General features: G+C 57.9%; 14 protein-coding genes. 6 read left to right on the plus strand and 8 right to left on the minus strand.

The annotated features are described in order from the left end of the window. Window positions 1-582 precede the first annotated feature (582 nt). Together C1N56_RS16945 and C1N56_RS16950 are read left to right on the plus strand one after the other, a co-directional pair. Window positions 583-6,114, plus strand: coding sequence for a glutamate synthase-related protein (locus C1N56_RS16945; RefSeq protein WP_159377355.1), 5,532 nt, complete (start codon window positions 583-585; stop codon window positions 6,112-6,114). Window positions 6,115-6,167: 53 nt separating this feature from the next. Continuing rightward, the gene (locus tag C1N56_RS16950) at window positions 6,168-7,922 is read left to right on the plus strand and encodes a sulfite reductase subunit alpha (RefSeq protein WP_058770697.1); all 1,755 of its coding nucleotides are present in this window, start codon (window positions 6,168-6,170) and stop codon (window positions 7,920-7,922) included. 111 nt (window positions 7,923-8,033) lie between these two features. Here the strand turns inward: C1N56_RS16950 and sspB are convergent, their stop codons facing one another. The 5 genes from sspB to zapE all read right to left on the minus strand — a co-directional run bounded on the left by sspB (window position 8,034) and on the right by zapE (window position 11,696). Next, window positions 8,034-8,519: a ClpXP protease specificity-enhancing factor gene (gene sspB / locus C1N56_RS16955; RefSeq protein ID WP_021507752.1), complete on the minus strand. Its 486-nt coding sequence runs from the start codon at window positions 8,517-8,519 to the stop codon at window positions 8,034-8,036. A gap of 3 nt (window positions 8,520-8,522) precedes the next feature. Continuing rightward, complete coding sequence (gene sspA / locus C1N56_RS16960; protein WP_021507753.1) at window positions 8,523-9,164, minus strand: stringent starvation protein SspA; 642 nt, start codon at window positions 9,162-9,164, stop codon at window positions 8,523-8,525. Window positions 9,165-9,493: 329 nt separating this feature from the next. Continuing rightward, window positions 9,494-9,886, minus strand: a complete 393-nt coding sequence (rpsI, locus tag C1N56_RS16965) for a 30S ribosomal protein S9 (protein WP_021507754.1) — start codon at window positions 9,884-9,886, stop codon at window positions 9,494-9,496. 15 nt (window positions 9,887-9,901) lie between these two features. Next, window positions 9,902-10,330: a 50S ribosomal protein L13 gene (gene rplM, locus C1N56_RS16970; RefSeq protein ID WP_021507755.1), complete on the minus strand. Its 429-nt coding sequence runs from the start codon at window positions 10,328-10,330 to the stop codon at window positions 9,902-9,904. A gap of 238 nt (window positions 10,331-10,568) precedes the next feature. Beyond that, complete coding sequence (gene zapE / locus C1N56_RS16975; protein ID WP_136547032.1) at window positions 10,569-11,696, minus strand: cell division protein ZapE; 1,128 nt, start codon at window positions 11,694-11,696, stop codon at window positions 10,569-10,571. A 184-nt stretch (window positions 11,697-11,880) separates the two neighbouring features. On the opposite strand from zapE, the gene zapG reads away from it, so the two are divergent. From zapG to degS, 3 genes are all read left to right on the plus strand, one after another. After that, window positions 11,881-12,285 (plus strand): Z-ring associated protein ZapG, encoded by a 405-nt coding sequence (zapG, locus tag C1N56_RS16980; RefSeq protein ID WP_021507757.1) that lies wholly within the window; start codon window positions 11,881-11,883, stop codon window positions 12,283-12,285. Window positions 12,286-12,393: 108 nt separating this feature from the next. Beyond that, a complete protein-coding gene (gene degQ / locus C1N56_RS16985) occupies window positions 12,394-13,764 on the plus strand; it encodes a serine endoprotease DegQ (RefSeq protein WP_031279744.1) in 1,371 nt (456 codons plus the stop codon). An 86-nt stretch (window positions 13,765-13,850) separates the two neighbouring features. Further along, window positions 13,851-14,924 (plus strand): outer membrane-stress sensor serine endopeptidase DegS, encoded by a 1,074-nt coding sequence (gene degS, locus C1N56_RS16990; RefSeq protein ID WP_021507759.1) that lies wholly within the window; start codon window positions 13,851-13,853, stop codon window positions 14,922-14,924. A 64-nt stretch (window positions 14,925-14,988) separates the two neighbouring features. Here the strand turns inward: degS and epmA are convergent, their stop codons facing one another. From epmA to efp, 3 genes are all read right to left on the minus strand, one after another. Further along, a complete protein-coding gene (epmA, locus tag C1N56_RS16995) occupies window positions 14,989-15,966 on the minus strand; it encodes an elongation factor P--(R)-beta-lysine ligase (protein ID WP_021507760.1) in 978 nt (325 codons plus the stop codon). Between the two features lie 164 nt (window positions 15,967-16,130). Beyond that, entirely contained in the window at window positions 16,131-16,265 is a 135-nt protein-coding gene (locus C1N56_RS17000) for an entericidin A/B family lipoprotein (protein WP_031279745.1), read from the minus strand. A 151-nt stretch (window positions 16,266-16,416) separates the two neighbouring features. Beyond that, window positions 16,417-16,983: an elongation factor P gene (gene efp / locus C1N56_RS17005; protein ID WP_021507762.1), complete on the minus strand. Its 567-nt coding sequence runs from the start codon at window positions 16,981-16,983 to the stop codon at window positions 16,417-16,419. 40 nt (window positions 16,984-17,023) lie between these two features. Between efp and epmB the strand changes: the two genes are divergently transcribed. Further along, entirely contained in the window at window positions 17,024-18,052 is a 1,029-nt protein-coding gene (gene epmB / locus C1N56_RS17010) for an EF-P beta-lysylation protein EpmB (protein WP_058759602.1), read from the plus strand. Window positions 18,053-18,085 lie beyond the last annotated feature (33 nt).

The raw sequence follows: 18,085 nt of genomic DNA on the forward strand, positions 1-18,085 counted from the left end.
CCCTGGTTAATTAATTTTACTAATGGCAACCGCGTTTTGATTCAAATGTTCCGCCATAAGAAAAACAGATACATGCTGTGCACGAAACGGTCCAAACAGAATTTTGTGCTGGCATCCCCACATTCAACAGCATGGTCTGGAAATATGAGGCCGATCACACAGTGAGACGGCTCACACTTCATAAGGGAATCAGAAAGGTCAGATTGACATATATTTACGTAATAAAAACATAATAATCATACAGTTAAATCGCAAAAAGGCTAATTAACCGTAATAAAGCTGGCTATTTGACCTGAGTTCGCTTTCCCGATAAGTTGGAATTCCGCTGGATGCTTTCCAGTCGGGACTGTGTCTCGGCATATCTATGCAGCAAGAAGACTCCCTCTGGATGCAAGTTATCTCCCTTAGAGACCGGATTTTATGGACAGCCAATCAAGGACGTGAATCAGTGCCTTGATTGTCGTTGTCCGGTGTTGCGACGTCCGCGTAAAAGCGCGCGAAAACAAATTGATACAGCACGCAGCAGCGCTCTGTGCCTGAAATAATGCAGGTAATGTCTAAAGCAGTTTAAGGAGACCCTCAATGTCCACTCAACAACCTAACCCCTGGGGTTTGTATGATCCATCAGCAGGAAGCGACAGCTGTGGTGTAGGTTTCATTACCCGCAAGGACGGCGAGCAGACCCATGAAATCCTGCAGATGGCGCATAGCGCCCTGTGCACGGTACCGCACCGTGGCGGGATGTCTGCAGAGGGTGTGGGCGATGGTGCAGGCGTTAACGTTGACCTCTCCCTGAACTTCTTCCGTAAGCTGACCGGTCAGGCGCTGGAAGCGGGCCGCTTTGGCGTGGGCAACTTCTTTGTGCCAAAAGATGCGGCGCTGCGCGCGAACGCAGAGCGTCTGGTTGAAGAGACGCTGGCCGCTTACAACTTCCCGGTGCTGCTGAAGCGTGATATGCCGCTGGACAACAGCGTCACGCGCCCGGCCGCACAGCAGTTCCAGCTGCCGATCGTGCAGTGGGTGTTTGCCGCACCGCAGGACGTTACCGAGCAGAGCGAATTCGAACGCCACATTTACCGTGCGCTGCTGGACATCGAAGCACGCGCCTTTACCGAAAGCGAATTCGGCGGCCTTTATCCGCTGTCGCTGTCGTCGCGCACTCAGGTGTTCAAAGCCCGCCTGAACTCCAATGAAGTGATTCCCTACTTCAAAGATCTGACCGATCCCGATCATCAGGTACGCGGACTGTTTTTCCATACCCGCTTCTCCACCAATACCGATCCGCATACCACGATGGCGCAGCCGTTCCGCCTGATGGCGCACAACGGTGAGCTGAACACGGACCGTAAAAACCGCATTGCGGAAGCGGCGCTGATGCTGGCGCGCGGCAAAAAGATCGTGCGGCCAAAAGGCCAGTCTGACAGTTCACGTCTCGATCAGAGCATCCACAGCCGTCTGATGGAAGATAACCTCGATCTGATCAACGCCGTGGTTTCAATGATGCCGCCGGCGTGGGAAAACGACACCTCGCTGTCGGCTGAAGTGCGCGCCATGCTGGAATACTTCTCGCTGTATGAAGAGAAGAACGACGGCCCCGCCGCGCTGATCTTCGGTAACGGCGAAGTGATTGGCGCACGGCTGGACCGTCTTGGCCTGCGTCCGCTGCGCTCCGTCGAAACCGCTGAGTACATCGGTGCGATGTCAGAAGCCGGCCAGATCGCCTTCCCGCCGGAGAGCGTGCTGCGTCGTGGCCGTATCGAAGCTGGCGGCATGCTCTATTACGATCACAAAGAGAAACGCTCTTACACCACCGTGCAGGCGCTGGAAAAGCTGGCGGCGGAAAAGGATTATCTCTCCCTGGTGCAGGCGGCACGCGTTGAACTGCAGCAGCTGCCGGAAGTGCCGGCAGAGAAACTCGGCTCACCGTTGCGCTATCGCGGCGACCTGAAAACCTATCAGCGCTTTGTGGCTTACTACTACAACCAGGAAAGCTTCAAATTCATGATGGATCCGATGCTGCAAACCGGCGCTGAGAAGATCTCCGCGATGGGTTACGGCAACGCCATCAATGGCCTGTCCGATCATGAAGGCGGCATGGCGCACTACTTCTCGCAGCGCTTTGCACAGGTCACCAACCCGCCGCTTGACTCCATCCGTGAAGCGGACGGCATGACGCTGCGCGTGGCGCTCGGCGCTAAACCGCATCTCGGCCGCAGTAAAGGCCAGCAGATCATCGTGCCAAGCCCAATCCTGACGCATCTGGACATGCTGCGTCTGCGCGAGCAGAAAGTGGCGCCGTATGCGCGCTTCGAGATGCTGTATGAGCCGGTCATCGGTAAAGACATCGTCAGCCGCGCCGCCAACGCCAAAGCGCTGGAAAACGCTATCGATAACCTGGCGCAGCAGGTGGTGGATTTTGCCCGTCAGCAGGGCGGCATCGCGGTGATCACCGATCGCCATATCTCTTCAACTCATGCTGCCATTCCGATGCTGCTGATGGTGTCGGCCATCAACCAGCGTCTGGTGCAGGAAGGTCTGCGTCTGGATGTGTCACTGGTGGTCGAGAGCGGCCAGAGCATCTCCTCACACCATATCGCCGCCACGCTCGGCTTCGGCGCCTCTGCCGTGTATCCGCTGGGCGTACAGATGCGCGCGGAAGAGAAGTTTGGCGAAGGTGAAGAAGGCAACAAAGCGTTCAAACGCTATGCCAAAGCGGCAGAAAAAGCGCTGATGAAAACCATGGGCAAAGTGGGCCTGTGTACCGTTGAGAGCTACAGCTGCGGTGAGTTCTTCGAGCCGAACTTCCTCGATACCGAAGATCCGGTGCTGAAGAAATATTTCCCGAATATCAAAACTCCGGTGGGCGGCGCGGGCTTCCCGGCCATCGCGCAGATGGCGGTGGACTGGCACCAGAGCGCGCTGAAAATTCAGGGCGAAGCCGAAGTGCCACTGCTGGGTCTGTTCAAAGAACGTGCCGAAGGCGCGGGCCACTCGTACGGCACCATCGCAGTACGTACCTTTATTGATATGACAGAGCAGCCGATTCGTTTCGCCGACAAAGCGCGCGAAGAGGACAACTTTATCCGTCTGATGACGCTGGCCAGGCTGGACAACGCGTTCAGCATCAAAGCCGAGTCGTTTAAAGACAGCAGCTTCGAGCGCATCCCGAATGCGGTGATCGACAGCTTTGCTATCACGCCGGATTACCGTCAGTTCTCCAGCCTGATGCACGCCGAGCGTAAGCGTCGTCCGGCGGCGCTGCGCGACATCCTCGCGCTGCCGTGCGATCTGACCCACGTGGACAGCGAAGCCGAATTTGGCCGCAAGCTGGGCCGCTACTCGCTGGTCAACAACGGCTTCGCCATTCGCGGCCTGCGCTGCGAAGCGGTGAACGGCAGCCTCAACCAGTTTGAGCTGCGTCTGATTGATGCTATTGCCGGCCTGAAGCCGGAGAGCGAGCGTCTGGCCGCGCTGTCACGCGCGCTGAAAACCCGCTTTAACGATGAGATCGAAAGCAGCAGCATCACTGAAGGCGTGTTGCACATTACCGCTTACGGTCAGGCAGCAGACTATCTGGCAAAAATCTTTACCGCGCTGCCTTCGCTGCCGCTGGAAGAGATCCAGCCGGCGCACGAAATCACCCGTACCTTCGCCTCAGGCGCCATGAGCCACGGCGCGCTGGTCGCGCCGGCGCACGAAGCGGTAGCGCACGGCACCAATATGGTGGGCGGAATGAGTAACTGTGGTGAAGGTGGCGAACACTATTCACGCCACGGCACCATCCGCGCATCGCGCATCAAACAGCTGGCGTCCGGTCGTTTCGGCGTATGGGCGGCTTATCTGGCCGACCCGATGCTGGAAGAGCTGGAGATCAAAATTGGCCAGGGCGCTAAACCGGGCGAAGGCGGTCAGCTGCCAGCACCGAAAGTGACGGTGGAGATTGCGGCCGCACGTGGCGGTACGCCGGGCGTTGAGCTGGTATCACCGCCGCCGCACCACGATACTTATTCTATCGAGGATTTGGCGCAGCTGATCCACGACTGTAAAGCGGCGCGCGTGCGCGTTATCGTCAAACTGGTGTCGTCTGAAGGCATCGGTACTATCGCAGTCGGCGTGGCAAAAGCCGGCGCAGACGTCATCAACGTCGCCGGTAACACCGGCGGCACCGGTGCGGCGTCGGTCACCAGCCTGAAATACACCGGGCGCGTGGCGGAAATCGGCATCGCCGAAGTGCACCAGGCGCTGTGCGCGAACGGGCTGCGTGACAAAGTGCAGCTGCGCTGCTCCGGCGCACAGCAGACCGGCAGCGACGTGATCAAATCGGCCCTGCTCGGCGGCGACAGCTTCGAGTTCGGCACCACCGCGCTGATGATGCTGAAATGCGTGATGGCGAAAAACTGTAACGTCAAATGCCCGGCAGGCCTCACTACTAACGCTGAAGCCTTCGATGGCGATCCGCGTCAGCTGGCGCAGTACTTCATCAACGTGGCGCAGGAAGTGCGTGAGTTCCTCGCACGCCTCGGTCTGCGTTCGCTGCGTGAAGCGCGCGGCCGCTCTGACCTGCTGCACCTGATGGATCATCCGCTGGAAGTGGGCAAACTCGATCTGCGCGCCATGCTGACCGTGGTGCCGGAGCAGAAGATCGCTCAGCCAGTGTATCTGGAAAAAGATTTCGAGCTGGACGATGGCTGGGTAGACGAGCTGAAAGCGCAGCTGGTTGATGCTGCCCGCCCTGAGATTACGCTGGGTAACGGCGTAACGCTGAACAACCGTAACAAGAGCGTTGGCGGTCAGCTGGCGATCGATATTGAGCGCATGCTGAACCACGAGCTGTCGGCGCAGCAGCTGGCCGCGCTGCCGGCGGTACTGCAGGATGACCGTGGCCGGAAATATCTGGCACCGCGCACAGTGCAGATTGATACCCGCGGGTCAGCCGGTCAGTCATTTGGCGCGTTCTGCAACGACGGCATGCAGATGAAGCATTACGGCACCTGTAACGATGGCGTCGGTAAAGGTCAGTGTGGCGGCGAACTGGTGGTGATGTCACCGGGCGGCGGCGCACAGGACAGCGACGGCAACGTGCTGATTGGTAACTTTGCGCTGTTCGGCGCGACCGGCGGTCGTCTGTTTGTTCAGGGCCAGGCCGGTGACCGTTTCGCCGTGCGTAACTCGGGCGCCACCGCGGTGGTGGAAGGCGTCGGCGACTTCTGCTGTGAATACATGACCAACGGCGCGATTCTTAACCTCGGCACTTTTGGTAAAGGTTTCGGTAACGGCATGAGCGGCGGCTTCGCCTATCAGTACGATCCGTACCGTTCCCTGGCCGCGCACGCCGCCGGTGATTCGGTGCTGTTCGGCTCCATCGCTGACGAAGACGAAATGGCGCAGGTGCACAAGCAGGCAGTGCTGACCATGCTGCACTGGCACCTCGAAGCTACCCAGTCGCCGCGCGCGGCGTGGCTGCTGGAGAACTGGGAAACCGAGTGTCAGCACTTCGTTTACGTGATGCCGCGCTCGCTGCTGCTGTATCAGGACGGCGGCGAGATCCTGAAAGCGAAAACGCGTAAGGATTTGCTGGAAGAGCTGTCCACGTCGCTGGCCGCGCATCAGGTTGCCAAGTTCAAATCAGCCTGGCGTGCGGGCAAAACCATCGCCGACGGTGCGGTACCGGCCTACGGCGCGACCGATACGCAGGAGATGTTTGTTCTGCTGAATAACTACACCGTTCTGAGCTTCGCGCAGCAGCTGGCGCTGGGCAAACTGCCGAAAGGCACAGCGGTGGAAGACGCGGCAGTCGAGAAAGCGGTTCGCAACCTGCTGATGACCGAAGATTTCGCGCTGGTCAGCAAGCTGCAGCGTCATGCCCGTGCGGCCATTGAGAACTACAGCGATGATGAGCTGGCAAGCCTGATCGCCGCCAAGCGTATGTCGGATTACAAAGCCGCGCTGACGCAGCGCAACATTCGCTCCATGGACAGCCTGGCAACCTATGGCTGGATCATTTATCAGGACGCCTGCAACCGTGAGGTGCTGGGCCATCTGCCTGATTTTGAAGAGCTGTTTGCACGCGCCGCACTGCCAGAGATTGCCGCCGCGGTCGGGAAACTCTCCTGATTGCGCTGCGAAAGAAGATTGATGACGATAAAACGGTTTGAGTACTGATATCCATGAAGATTCCTTACATTCCTGAAGACGCGCCGTTTAACGGCGAACAGAAATACTGGCTGGCGGGGTTTCTCGCCGGTCTCCACTCGCGCCTGCTGGTATTAGAAGACAAGCAGACCGCACCGGCAGCGGGCGCCAGCGCCACCACCCAGCTGCATATTCTGTTTGGTTCCCAGACCGGTAACGCCGAAGCGCTGGCGCAGACCGCAGCCAAAGCGGCGCGCGCTAAAGGCCTGGTGCCGGTAGTGCAGGCGCTGGGTGAAGTGGATCTGGATGTGTTCGCCACCATGCGTCATGTACTGATCGTCACCTCCACCTACGGCGAAGGCGAAATGCCAGACAACGCACAGCTGTTCTGGCAGGCCATCTCAGCCAGCACCGCGCCGCGTCTGGAGCAGATGCACTTTGCCGTGCTGGCAATCGGCGATACCGGCTACGACGGTTTCTGCCAGGCCGGTAAGTTCATTGATATGCGCCTGGAGCAGTTGGGGGCGAAACGCGTGGTGGATCGCATCGACTGCGACATCGATTACGAAGAGCCTTCCAGCGAGTGGATTGGCAGCGCCATGCCACAGTTTGCCGCCAGCGCGGGCAGCAGCGGCACGGTGCTGGAGAGCGCGCCGGAAGCGCCGGTAATCCCAGGCAGCAACAAGCAAAACCCATACGCGGCGGCGCTGGTGACCAATAAGCGTCTGTCCGGCGAGCAGTCCGCCAAAGATATCCGTCACTTCGAATTTGACCTGAGCGACAGCGGCCTGAAATACGAAGCCGGTGATGCGCTGGGCGTGATCCCGGTGAACGATGCCGGGCTGGTGAGCCTGCTGCTGAGCGAGCTGAAAGCCGACTACGAAACCCCAGTGCCGGGCTTTGACCGTAACCTCGGCGATCTGCTGACCTATCAGTTCGAGATTTCTGAGCCGTCGCGCAAGCTGATTGAGTGGGTCGGACAGCACACCACCAACCAGGAGCTGCTGCACGTCCTGCAGCACGACGATAAAGATACGCTGGCCAACTGGCTGTGGGGCAAAGATACGCTGGATCTGCTGCAGCTCGAGCTGAAGCGTAATCTGTCGGTGCCGGAGCTGGTGGCGATGCTGCGTCCGCTGCAGCACCGTGCTTACTCCATTTCGTCCAGCTCGAAGGCGCACCCTAACCAGGTGCATCTGACCATCGCTTCCGTGCGCTATCACAGCGGTGGCCGCGAGCGTAAAGGCGTGTGCTCAACCTATCTGGCTGAACGCGTGCGTCGCGGAGAGAAGCCGGCGATCTTTATTTCGCCGAACAAAGCGTTCCGCGTGCCGGCGAATAATAACGCCCCGCTGATCATGGTCGGTCCGGGTACCGGCATCGCGCCGTTCCGCGCCTTCCTGCAGGAGCGCCAGGCGACCGGTGCTGAAGGTAAAAACTGGCTGTTCTTCGGCGACCAGCATCAGGAACATGATTACATTTACGCGGATGAGCTGGCGGGCTGGCAGCAGAGCGGTCTGCTGACGCATCTCGACCTGGCCTTCTCCCGCGATCAGGAAGAGAAGATTTACGTGCAGAACCGCATGCTGGAGAAAGGCGCTGAGCTGTACGCCTGGCTGCAGGAAGGCGCCTACTTCTACGTCTGTGGCGATGCCTCACGCATGGCGAAGGATGTCGATGCCGCGCTGTATGAAGTGGTGCGTCAGTTCGGTGGTCTTTCCAGCGAGCGTGCCGCAGCCTATATCGATCAGCTGAAGAAAGATAAGCGTTATCTGCGCGACGTTTATTAAGATCGGTACAAAGGGAGCGCTGCGCTCCCTTTGGTCTGCTGCGCACTAAGCCGCGCCGCGACACAGGCATAAAAAAACGGGCTAATCAGCCCGTTTTTTATTTTCCGCGATTTACTTCACTACGCGCAGTGAAGGACGTCCACCGCGCGGCGGCGGTTCGTCATCCGGTGAAGAGTCGTCATCCGTCGCATCGTCCGGACGGTCACCATCAATCACCGACATTAACGTCTCTTCCTGGCCGCCTTCCTGCTCGTCGCCGGACAGCTCATAAGCAGGCTCCGGTTCGAACATGGTGCCGGCGCCGTTTTCGCGCGCGTAAATCGCCAGCACCGCAGCCATCGGCACGGATACCTGGCGCGGCACGCCGCCGAAACGCGCATTGAAGCGTACCTGATCGTTGGCAAGCTCAAGGTTACCCACCGCGCGCGGTGCGATGTTCAGGACAATCTGTCCGTCACGAGCGTACTCCAGCGGCACCTGTACGCCAGGCAGATTGATATCCACCACCAGATGCGGCGTCAGCTGGTTGTCGAGCAGCCATTCATAAAAGGCCCGCAGCAGATAGGGACGGCGGGCAGTAAGTTGCGACATTTCCATAGATTAGCCCCGGGCTTGCAGGCGCATTTCACGTTCGGCTTCCGTCAAAGAAGCGAGGAAGGAGTCACGTTCAAATACGCGCGTCATGTAGCCTTTCAGCTCTTTCGAACCTGCGCCAGCCAGATCCACACCCAGCTGCGGCAGACGCCACAACAGCGGCGCCAGATAGCAGTCAACCAGGCTGAACTCTTCGCTCATAAAGAACGGCGTACGTGAGAACAGCGGCGCAATGGCCAGCAGCTCTTCGCGCAGTTGCTTACGCGCGGCATCGGCTTCGGCACCGCTGCTGGTTTCAATGGTACGCATCAGGCTGTACCAGTCCTGCTCAATGCGGTGCATCATCAGACGGCTTTCACCGCGCGCGACCGGATAAACCGGCATCAGTGGCGGATGCGGGAAACGCTCATCGAGGTATTCCATGATGATGCGGGATTCATACAGCGTCAGTTCACGGTCGACCAGCGTTGGCACAGTGCGATACGGGTTGAGGTCAATCAGATCCTGCGGCAGATTATCCGTTTCAACCTGCTCGATCTCCACGCTGACGCCCTTCTCAGCCAGCACGATACGTACCTGATGGCTGAAAATGTCAGTCGGACCAGAAAACAGCGTCATTACCGAACGTTTGTTGGCAGCGACAGCCATGAAAACCTCCAAGTTTGTTCACAAAAAAATACTGCGAATAGCCAACCACGCGGCGACTCACCTGCTCATCAGATTCGCACACAGCCGGGCGTTACGGGCATTGTCCGGTCGTCCCGACAGGAGCAGTATGCACAACGCCGCGACTCGCGGGCGCAAAGTGTCAGTCAGTTTACCAGATTTTAAGCAGCTTGTGGGGCGGGGATAATCATTTGCGGGCAAAATGCGGGGAAAGCTCGCGTTTTTGCGCTGAAAAAGCCGCGATTCAGGCAATAAAAAACCCGCCGAAGCGGGTTTTTTGAGCCAATTGTAACTGCCGAAGCAGCCAGCAATTAACGCTTGGAGAACTGTGGACGACGGCGTGCTTTACGCAGACCGACTTTCTTACGTTCAACCTGACGCGCGTCACGGGTAACGAAGCCCGCTTTACGCAGTTCAGAACGCAGAGACTCGTCGTATTCCATCAGAGCGCGGGTGATACCGTGACGGATCGCACCAGCCTGACCAGAAATACCACCACCTTTAACGGTGATGTACAGGTCCAGTTTACCAACCATATCAACCAGCTCCAGCGGCTGACGCACGACCATGCGTGCAGTCTCACGACCGAAGTACTGCTCCAGAGAGCGCTGGTTAATTACGATGTTACCGCTACCCGGCTTGATAAAGACGCGAGCGGCAGAGCTTTTGCGGCGACCAGTGCCGTAGTTTTGAGTTTCAGCCATTGCCTATAATCCCGATTAAATGTCAAGAACTTGCGGTTGCTGCGCCGCGTGGTTGTGCTCGTTACCTGCGTAAACTTTCAGTTTACGGTACATAGCACGACCCAGTGGGCCTTTTGGCAGCATGCCTTTAACCGCGATTTCAATCACACGCTCAGGACGGCGTTCGATCATCTCTGCAAAGGTCGCTTGCTTGATACCACCGATGTGGCCAGTGTGGTGATAATAAATCTTGTCGTTACGCTTGTTGCCGGTTACAGCAACTTTGTCAGCGTTCAGAACGATGATGTAATCACCGGTATCAACGTGCGGAGTGTATTCCGCTTTGTGCTTACCACGCAGACGGCGCGCCAGTTCAGTCGCCAGGCGACCCAGGGTTTTGCCAGTTGCGTCAACAACATACCAGTCACGCTGTACGGTTTCTGGTTTAGCTGTAAAAGTTTTCATTGAAAAGCTTACCCAAATAAAAGTTACACGTTGGTGAAATCCCAAACGCTAAGTTAACGATTGAGGCTCACACGACCAATTCGCCCAGCAAGCCCACCCCCTCAGGTAGAGTTACCGGATCACACAGTTTTCCGGGAAAAGAAAGCCTGTGCTGTAACGTGGGGTCGCAAGATTATAGAGAAGTCGAATCTAAAGATCGACTCTTTTTGCGCCCGAAGCGGTGATTTCTGTTTGCCCCTCAGGGCAGGTGCGGCAGGCGAAGATACTCCTCGCTCTGCATCTCCTGCAGGCGCGACAGACAGCGCTGATATTCGAATTTCAGCCGCGTGCCCTGATAGATTTCAAACAGCGAGGTTTCTGCCGCCACCACCAGCTTGACGTGGCGCTCGTAGAACTCATCCACCAGCGCGAGGAACCGCCGCGCCTGGTCTTCCGTTTTGTAAATCATCACCGGCACATCGTACAGCAGCACGCTGTGGAAGCGGCGCGACAGCTCAATGTAATCGTGCTGGCTGCGCCCTTCACCGCACAACGCGAGGAAGTTGATGGCCAGTACGCCTTCGTGAACGCCGAGCGTCGGCAGCTGGCGATGGTTTATCTCCAGCACCGGCGCGTCGTCGCGCGGTTTACCGGACAGCGCGCTGAACATGCGCTCCATCTCCGCGTGCGTCGCGTCGTTAAGCGGGAAATTCCACAGATGGGCCGATGTCAGGGTGCGCAGGCGATAATCAATGCCGGCATCGACATTCATCACATCGCAGTGGCGCTTAATCTGCTCGATAGCCGGCAGAAAACGCGCCCGCTGCAGGCCGTTGCGGTACAGCTCATCCGGCGGAATGTTGGAGGTCGCCACCAGCGTAATGCCGCGGGCAAACAGCGCTTCCATCAGGGTACCAAGCAGCATTGCGTCGGTGATGTCGGAGACGAAAAACTCGTCGAAACAGAGAATATCGGTTTCCGCTTTGAAACGGTCAGCGACAATCAGCAGCGGGTCGCTGTGGCCCTGCAGCTGCGTTAACTCTTCATGCACGCGCAGCATGAAGCGATGAAAATGCAGACGCAGTTTGCGATCGCCAGGAATAGACTGAAAAAACAGATCCATTACCCAGGTTTTACCGCGTCCGACGCCGCCCCACATATACAGGCCACGCACCGGCGCTTCATGGCTCTCCGGCGCTTTATTCATCAGCTTTGATAAGCGGCCAAACAGCCCTTTAGCTGCCGGCTGCGGCTGCTGCTGGCGGGCAATCAGGCCTTGCTGAATGCGATCTAAACGGGTGATGGCGTCACGTTGTACATCGTCCGGACGAAACTCGCCCTGCGACAGCGCCTGCTCATAGCGCGCAAGCGGAGATGAGGTTTGCATGGTTCTCTCAGAATCCCTGAAAAAGTCCGATTCACGTGTCGGTTGTCGAAAATTAGGCCGCTCTACACTAAGCGATACAGCCCGAGGATTCCACTTCCGATGGATTAACGGGTATAGTGGCTACTATTGAAGTTGAAACAGAAGCAATGCCCTACGAAGCAACGGAAATTACACGGGAGTCATTATGACCTGGGAATACGGGCTGATTGGTTTAGTGATTGGCATTATTGTCGGCGCGGTAGCGATGCGTTTTGGCAACAAAAAGCTGCGTGAGCAGCGCAGCATGCAGTACGAACTGGAAAAATCCAAAGCGGAGCTGGCGGATTACCGCGAAGAGCTCACCAACCACTTTGCGCGCAGCGCAGAGTTGCTGGACAACATGGCGCGCGACTATCGCCAGCTGTATCAGCACATGGCGAAAGGGTCGAATGACCTGCTGCCAAATCTGCCGGGCGAGAAAAACCCGTTTGCTTACCAGCTGACGGAAGCCGAGGCCGATAACGACCAGGCGCCGGTGCAGATCCCGCGCGACTACTCTGAAGGCGCATCGGGCCTGCTGCGCAGCGGCGAACGCACCACCCGCAGTTAATCCTTTTGGGGCACAGCATGGCTGTGCCCTTTTTGTTTTCCGAACGCTTATTACCAATAACTGTCACACTTCTTTTATTCCCCTTTTCGCAGCGAGAGCGTCATAGCAATGAAAAAACCAGCACGACTGTTAAGCGCATTAGCCTTGAGCATTGGGATGAGTCTGGCGGCGACGCCGGGTGCCATGGCCACGTTGCCGGCACAGATTCAGGGACAAGCACTGCCAAGCCTGGCACCGATGCTGGAAAAAGTGCTGCCGGCGGTGGTCAGCGTGCATGTCGAGGGCACCGACAGCGGGCAGCAGGGCCAGGATATTCCCGAGCCGCTGAAGCGCTTCTTTGGCCAGGCGCCCGGGCAGTCTCAGCCACAGCCGTTTGAAGGACTGGGTTCCGGCGTCATCATCGACGCAGCTAAAGGCTACATTCTGACCAACAATCACGTGGTAAACGGTGCGGATAAAATCAGCGTGCAGCTGAGTGATGGCAACGAATATGACGCAAAGCTGATTGGTCATGACGAGCAAACCGACATCGCGCTGATTCAGGTAGAAGGCGCAAAAAACCTCACGCAGGTGAAAATTGCTGATTCTGACGCGCTGAAAGTGGGTGATTTCGCCGTGGCGATCGGCAACCCATTCGGCCTCGGCCAGACGGCGACGTCCGGCATTATCTCGGCGCTGGGCCGCAGCGGGCTGAATCTGGAAGGGCTGGAGAACTTTATTCAGACCGATGCCGCCATCAACCGTGGTAACTCTGGCGGCGCGCTGGTGAACCTCAACGGCGAGCTGATCGGCATTAACACCGCCATTCTGGCGTCGAGCGGCGGCAATATTGGTATTGGCTTTGCCATCCCCAGCAACATGGCGATGAACCTGGCGCAGCAGCTCATTCAGTTCGGCGAAGTGAAGCGCGGACAGCTCGGGATCAAAGGGACAGAAATGACCGCCGATATCGCGAAAGCGTTTAACGTCGATGCGCAGCGCGGAGCATTTGTCTCTGAAGTGCTGCCGAAGTCGGCGGCGGAACAGGCGGGCATCAAAGCGGGCGACATCATTACCGCCATTAACGATAAGCCAATCACCAGCTTTGCCGAGCTGCGGGTGAAAGTCGGCACCACGCCGCCAGGCCAGCAGGTGAAAATCGGTCTGCTGCGCGATGGCAAACCGCTGACGGTGACCGTAACGCTGGAACAGAGCGCGCAGAGCACCGCCAGCGCCCAGCTGATGTCGCCAGCGCTGCAGGGCGCCACGCTCAGTGACGGCAATACCAAAGCCGGCGATAAAGGGGTCAAAGTCGATACCATCGAAAAAGGCACGCCGGCAGAACAGGTTGGCCTGCAGAAAGACGATGTGATTGTCGGCGTCAACCGTACGCGGGTGCAGAGCCTCGCCGAGATGCGCAAAGTGCTGGAGGGCAAACCGCCGGTACTGGCGCTGAACGTGGTGCGCGGCGACGAGAGTATTTACCTGCTTCTGCGATAATCCTCGCAACGGGCGGACAAGCAGGTGTTTGTCCGCCCTTCTCGTGCTATTCTGCCCTGCGATCAACTCTTGCCTGAAATAACACCATGTTTCTTAAACTTTTACGTTCTGTGGTGATGGGCCTGATCGTGGCAGGTTTACTGCTTGTCGCGATCCCGGCGCTGCGAATGGGCAGCAACGTCACCTTTGATCACGACAGCAGCGCCGATGAAGCGCCCTTCAGTTTCAATCAGGGCGTGCGCCGTGCTGTGCCGGCGGTGGTCAATGTCTATAACCGCAGCGCGCACGGCAACAATAATCGCGGCATTACCACGCTCGGTTCCGGCGTCATCATGAACGCGAAAGGCTACATCCTCACCAACAAACATGTCATCAATAACGCTGACCAGATTATCGTTGCGCTGCAGGACGGACGCTTTTTTGAAGCGACGCTGGTGGGCTCCGACGCCATGACCGATCTGGCGGTGTTAAAAATCAGCGCCTCTAATCTGCCGGTAATCCCGATTAACGCCAAACGTGTCGCGCATATTGGTGATGTGGTGATGGCGATTGGCAACCCGTACAACCTCGGCCAGACGGTCACCCAGGGCATCATCAGCGCCACCGGCCGCATCGGTCTGAGCTCCTCCGGTCGGCAGAACTTCCTGCAAACCGATGCCTCGATCAACCAGGGGAACTCCGGCGGCGCGCTGATTAACTCGCTGGGCGAGCTGATGGGCATCAACACGCTGACCTTCGACAAAAGCAACGACGGCGAAACTCCGGAAGGCATTGGTTTTGCCATTCCGACCGCGCTGGCGACCAAAATTATGGATAAGCTGATTCGCGATGGCCGGGTGATCCGCGGTTATATCGGTATTACCGGGCGCGAACTGCCGCCGCTGCACGGTCAGGGCAGCAACCTCGATCGGGTGCAGGGCATTATTGTTAGTGAAGTGACGCCGGGCGGTCCGGCGGATCGCGCCGGCATTCAGGCCAATGATGTCCTGCTGCAGGTGAACGGTAAGCCGGCGCTGTCCGCGCAGGAGACCATGGACCAGGTGGCAGAAATCCGCCCGGGATCGGTGATTGATGTGCAGGTGCTGCGCAATGAGCAGAAGATGACGCTGCCGGTTACCATCCAGGAGTTTCCGGAAGCGGCCAATAATACCTCGCCGTAAACGCACCCGGCCGCGGACAGCGCTGTCGCTGAGCCGCGGCCGGGTGTGCAGAAACGCGGCGTAACTAGCTGCGATCGACCGGGAAAGCGATCACCTCACTGAGCGCATCGGCCTTCAGCGCCAGCATAATCAGGCGATCGACGCCCAGCGCCACGCCGGAACAGGCCGGCATGCCGTGCGCCAGCGCATCCAGCAGGTAAGTATCAATCGGATGCTGTGGCAAACCGCGCGCAGCGCGACGGCGATTATCCTGCTCAAAGCGCTGACGCTGTTCACGGCTGTCGGTCAGTTCGCGGAAACCGTTGGCCAGCTCCACGCCTTTGTAATAGACCTCAAAACGCTCTGCCACGCGGTGATCTTCGGTACTGATCTCCGCCAGCGCCGCCTGACTAGCCGGGAAGTGATAGACGAAGCACGGCTTATCGAGACCAATTTTCGGTTCCACGCCCAGCATAAACAGCAGCTGCAGCAGCGTGTCGCGATCGTCTTCGCGATTCGCCAGCTCGCCCTCACCCAGCTTTTCCGCCGCTTCGCGCAGCTGCGCCTTGTCCGCCGACAGCGGATCGATCTCCAGATGACGGATAAACGCCTGCTGATACGATAGCGATTCGGCGCTGTCGCACTCCAGCACCTGCTGCAGCAGGTCGTCGACTTCGTTCATCAGCCGATACATGTCGTAGTGCGGCCGATACCACTCCAGCATGGTGAATTCCGGATTATGGTGGCGCCCGGCCTCTTCATTACGGAAGCAGCGCCCCATCTGATAAATCGGGCCGCTGCCCGCCGCCAGCAGGCGCTTCATGTGATATTCCGGACTGGTCATCAGCCACAGATCGCGCCCGTCTGCCGCGCCAGGTCCGACAAAGCGCGTCTGGAATGGCACCAGGTGGATGTCGGTGATCGTCGCCTGGCTCATGGCAGGCGTATCCACTTCCAGTACGCCGCGATCGGCAAAGAAACGCCGGATTTCCGCCAGGATGGCGGCGCGTTTCAACAAATTGGCAATGGGTGCGCTCGGCTGCCAGCTTGCCGTTTCGCTCATGGTGATGACTCCTTATACAGACAAGGGGAGGAAGTCTACCCGTATTGCTGACGGCAAACAACGGCACCGCCGTCGCGGCAGGCAGTTTCAGAAATCACAGGCGCTGGCAGGACAACAGGAGGAAGAGAAAGCCGGTACGAAAGCAGGTTTCGCACCGGTTTTAGTTACTGCGCGCTGCGCTGAATTGCCTGACCACCCGCTTCAACATCTTCGCCTACGCCACGCGTGGTGTTACAGGCAGAAAGCAGCGAGGAAAGCACCAGTACCGAGAAAATCGCGACAATACTTTTCTTTAACATAGCCATATCCTTGTTGGTTGCAGTAAAAGTACAGCTTTTAAAGCATAGACCGGATACGCCATGATGGCGGTTAAGCTGCTGAAAAAAGACGCGGTGCGGGGAAGAGCGCGGAAATAAAAAAGGCGCATCGATGATGCGCCTGATTTGACGATTATTTTACGCGGGAAACGTATTCGCCAGAGCGGGTGTCCACTTTTACCACTTCGCCAATCTGTACGAACAGTGGCACTTTGATCACGGCGCCGGTAGACAGCGTCGCTGGCTTGCCGCCGGTACCGGCAGTATCACCTTTCAGACCTGGGTCAGTTTCGGTGATTTCTGCTTCGATGAAGTTCGGTGGCTGAACGGCGATCGGTTTATCGTTCCACAGGGTTACGATACACTCGGCGTTGTCCTGCAGCCATTTGGTCACGTCGTCCAGTACCTTGGCTTCAACCTGGTACTGTTCGAAGGTTTCCGGGTGCATGAAGTAGAAGAAGTCACCGTCGTTGTAAGAGTACTGCAGCGTCATGTCACGCACGTCTGCGCCTTCGGCGGAGTCGGTAGACTTGAAGGTTTTCTCAACGCGTGAACCGGTCAGCAGACGACGCATTTTAACACGTGCAAACGCCTGGCCTTTACCCGGCTTAACGAATTCACTGGATTCGATGGCATACGGTTCGCCTTCGAACATGATTTTAAGACCGGCACGAAAATCGTTGCTAAGATAAGTCGCCATAAAGGCCCTCTGTAGATATTAACTGGTAATAGCCAAAAAAATGGCACACATTGTAACCCTAAATCCCCCCGTCAGAGAAGATTGGTTGCAGCAACTTGCTGATGTTGTCACCGATCCTGCTGAATTACTGCAACTTTTAGCCCTCGAAAACCACGCGGATCTGGCAGCCGGGAGCGAGGCACGCCGTCTGTTCGCCCTGCGCGTACCGCGCGCCTTTATTCAGCGCATGCAGCGCGGCAATGCGCAGGACCCGCTGCTGCTGCAGGTGCTGACCAGCCGTCAGGAGTTTACCGATGCGCCAGGTTACAGCACCGATCCGCTCGATGAGCAGAGCAGCGTGGTGCCGGGCTTACTGCATAAGTATAGAAACCGCGCGCTGCTGCTGGTCAAGGGCGGCTGCGCGGTGAACTGCCGCTACTGCTTCCGCCGGCATTTCCCCTATCAGGATAATCAGGGCAACAAGCGCAACTGGCAGGCGGCGATTGATTACATTGCCGCCCATCCCGAGCTGGACGAGATCATCTTCTCCGGCGGCGATCCGCTGATGGCGAAAGATCAGGAGCTGGCGTGGCTGATTGGCGCGCTGGAAAACATTCCGCACCTGAAACGCCTGCGCATTCACAGCCGGCTGCCGGTAGTGATTCCGGCGCGCATTACCGAAGGGCTATGCCAGCTGCTGGCGGATACGCGTCTGCAGGTGCTGCTGGTCAGCCACATCAACCACGCGCAGGAGATTGACGAGGCGCTGCGCGAACGCATGCAGCGGCTGAAACGCGCCGGCGTCACCCTGCTGAACCAGAGCGTGCTGCTGCGCGGCGTTAATGACGATGCGCAGACCCTGGCTCAGCTCAGCAATGCGCTGTTTGATGCCGGCATCCTGCCCTACTATTTACATGTGCTGGATAAGGTGCAGGGTGCGGCGCACTTCTTTGTGCCGGATGAGCAGGCGCGCGCGCTGGTGCGGCAACTGCTGACCATGGTATCGGGCTATATGGTGCCGAAGCTGGCGCGGGAAATTGGTGGTGAGCCGAGCAAAACGCCGCTGGATCTGCAGCTGCGTCAGGAGTGACGTTCCCTGCCAGCTGCCCGGTGCGCATGAATG

The organism is Pantoea sp. SGAir0175 (assembly GCF_043547855.1).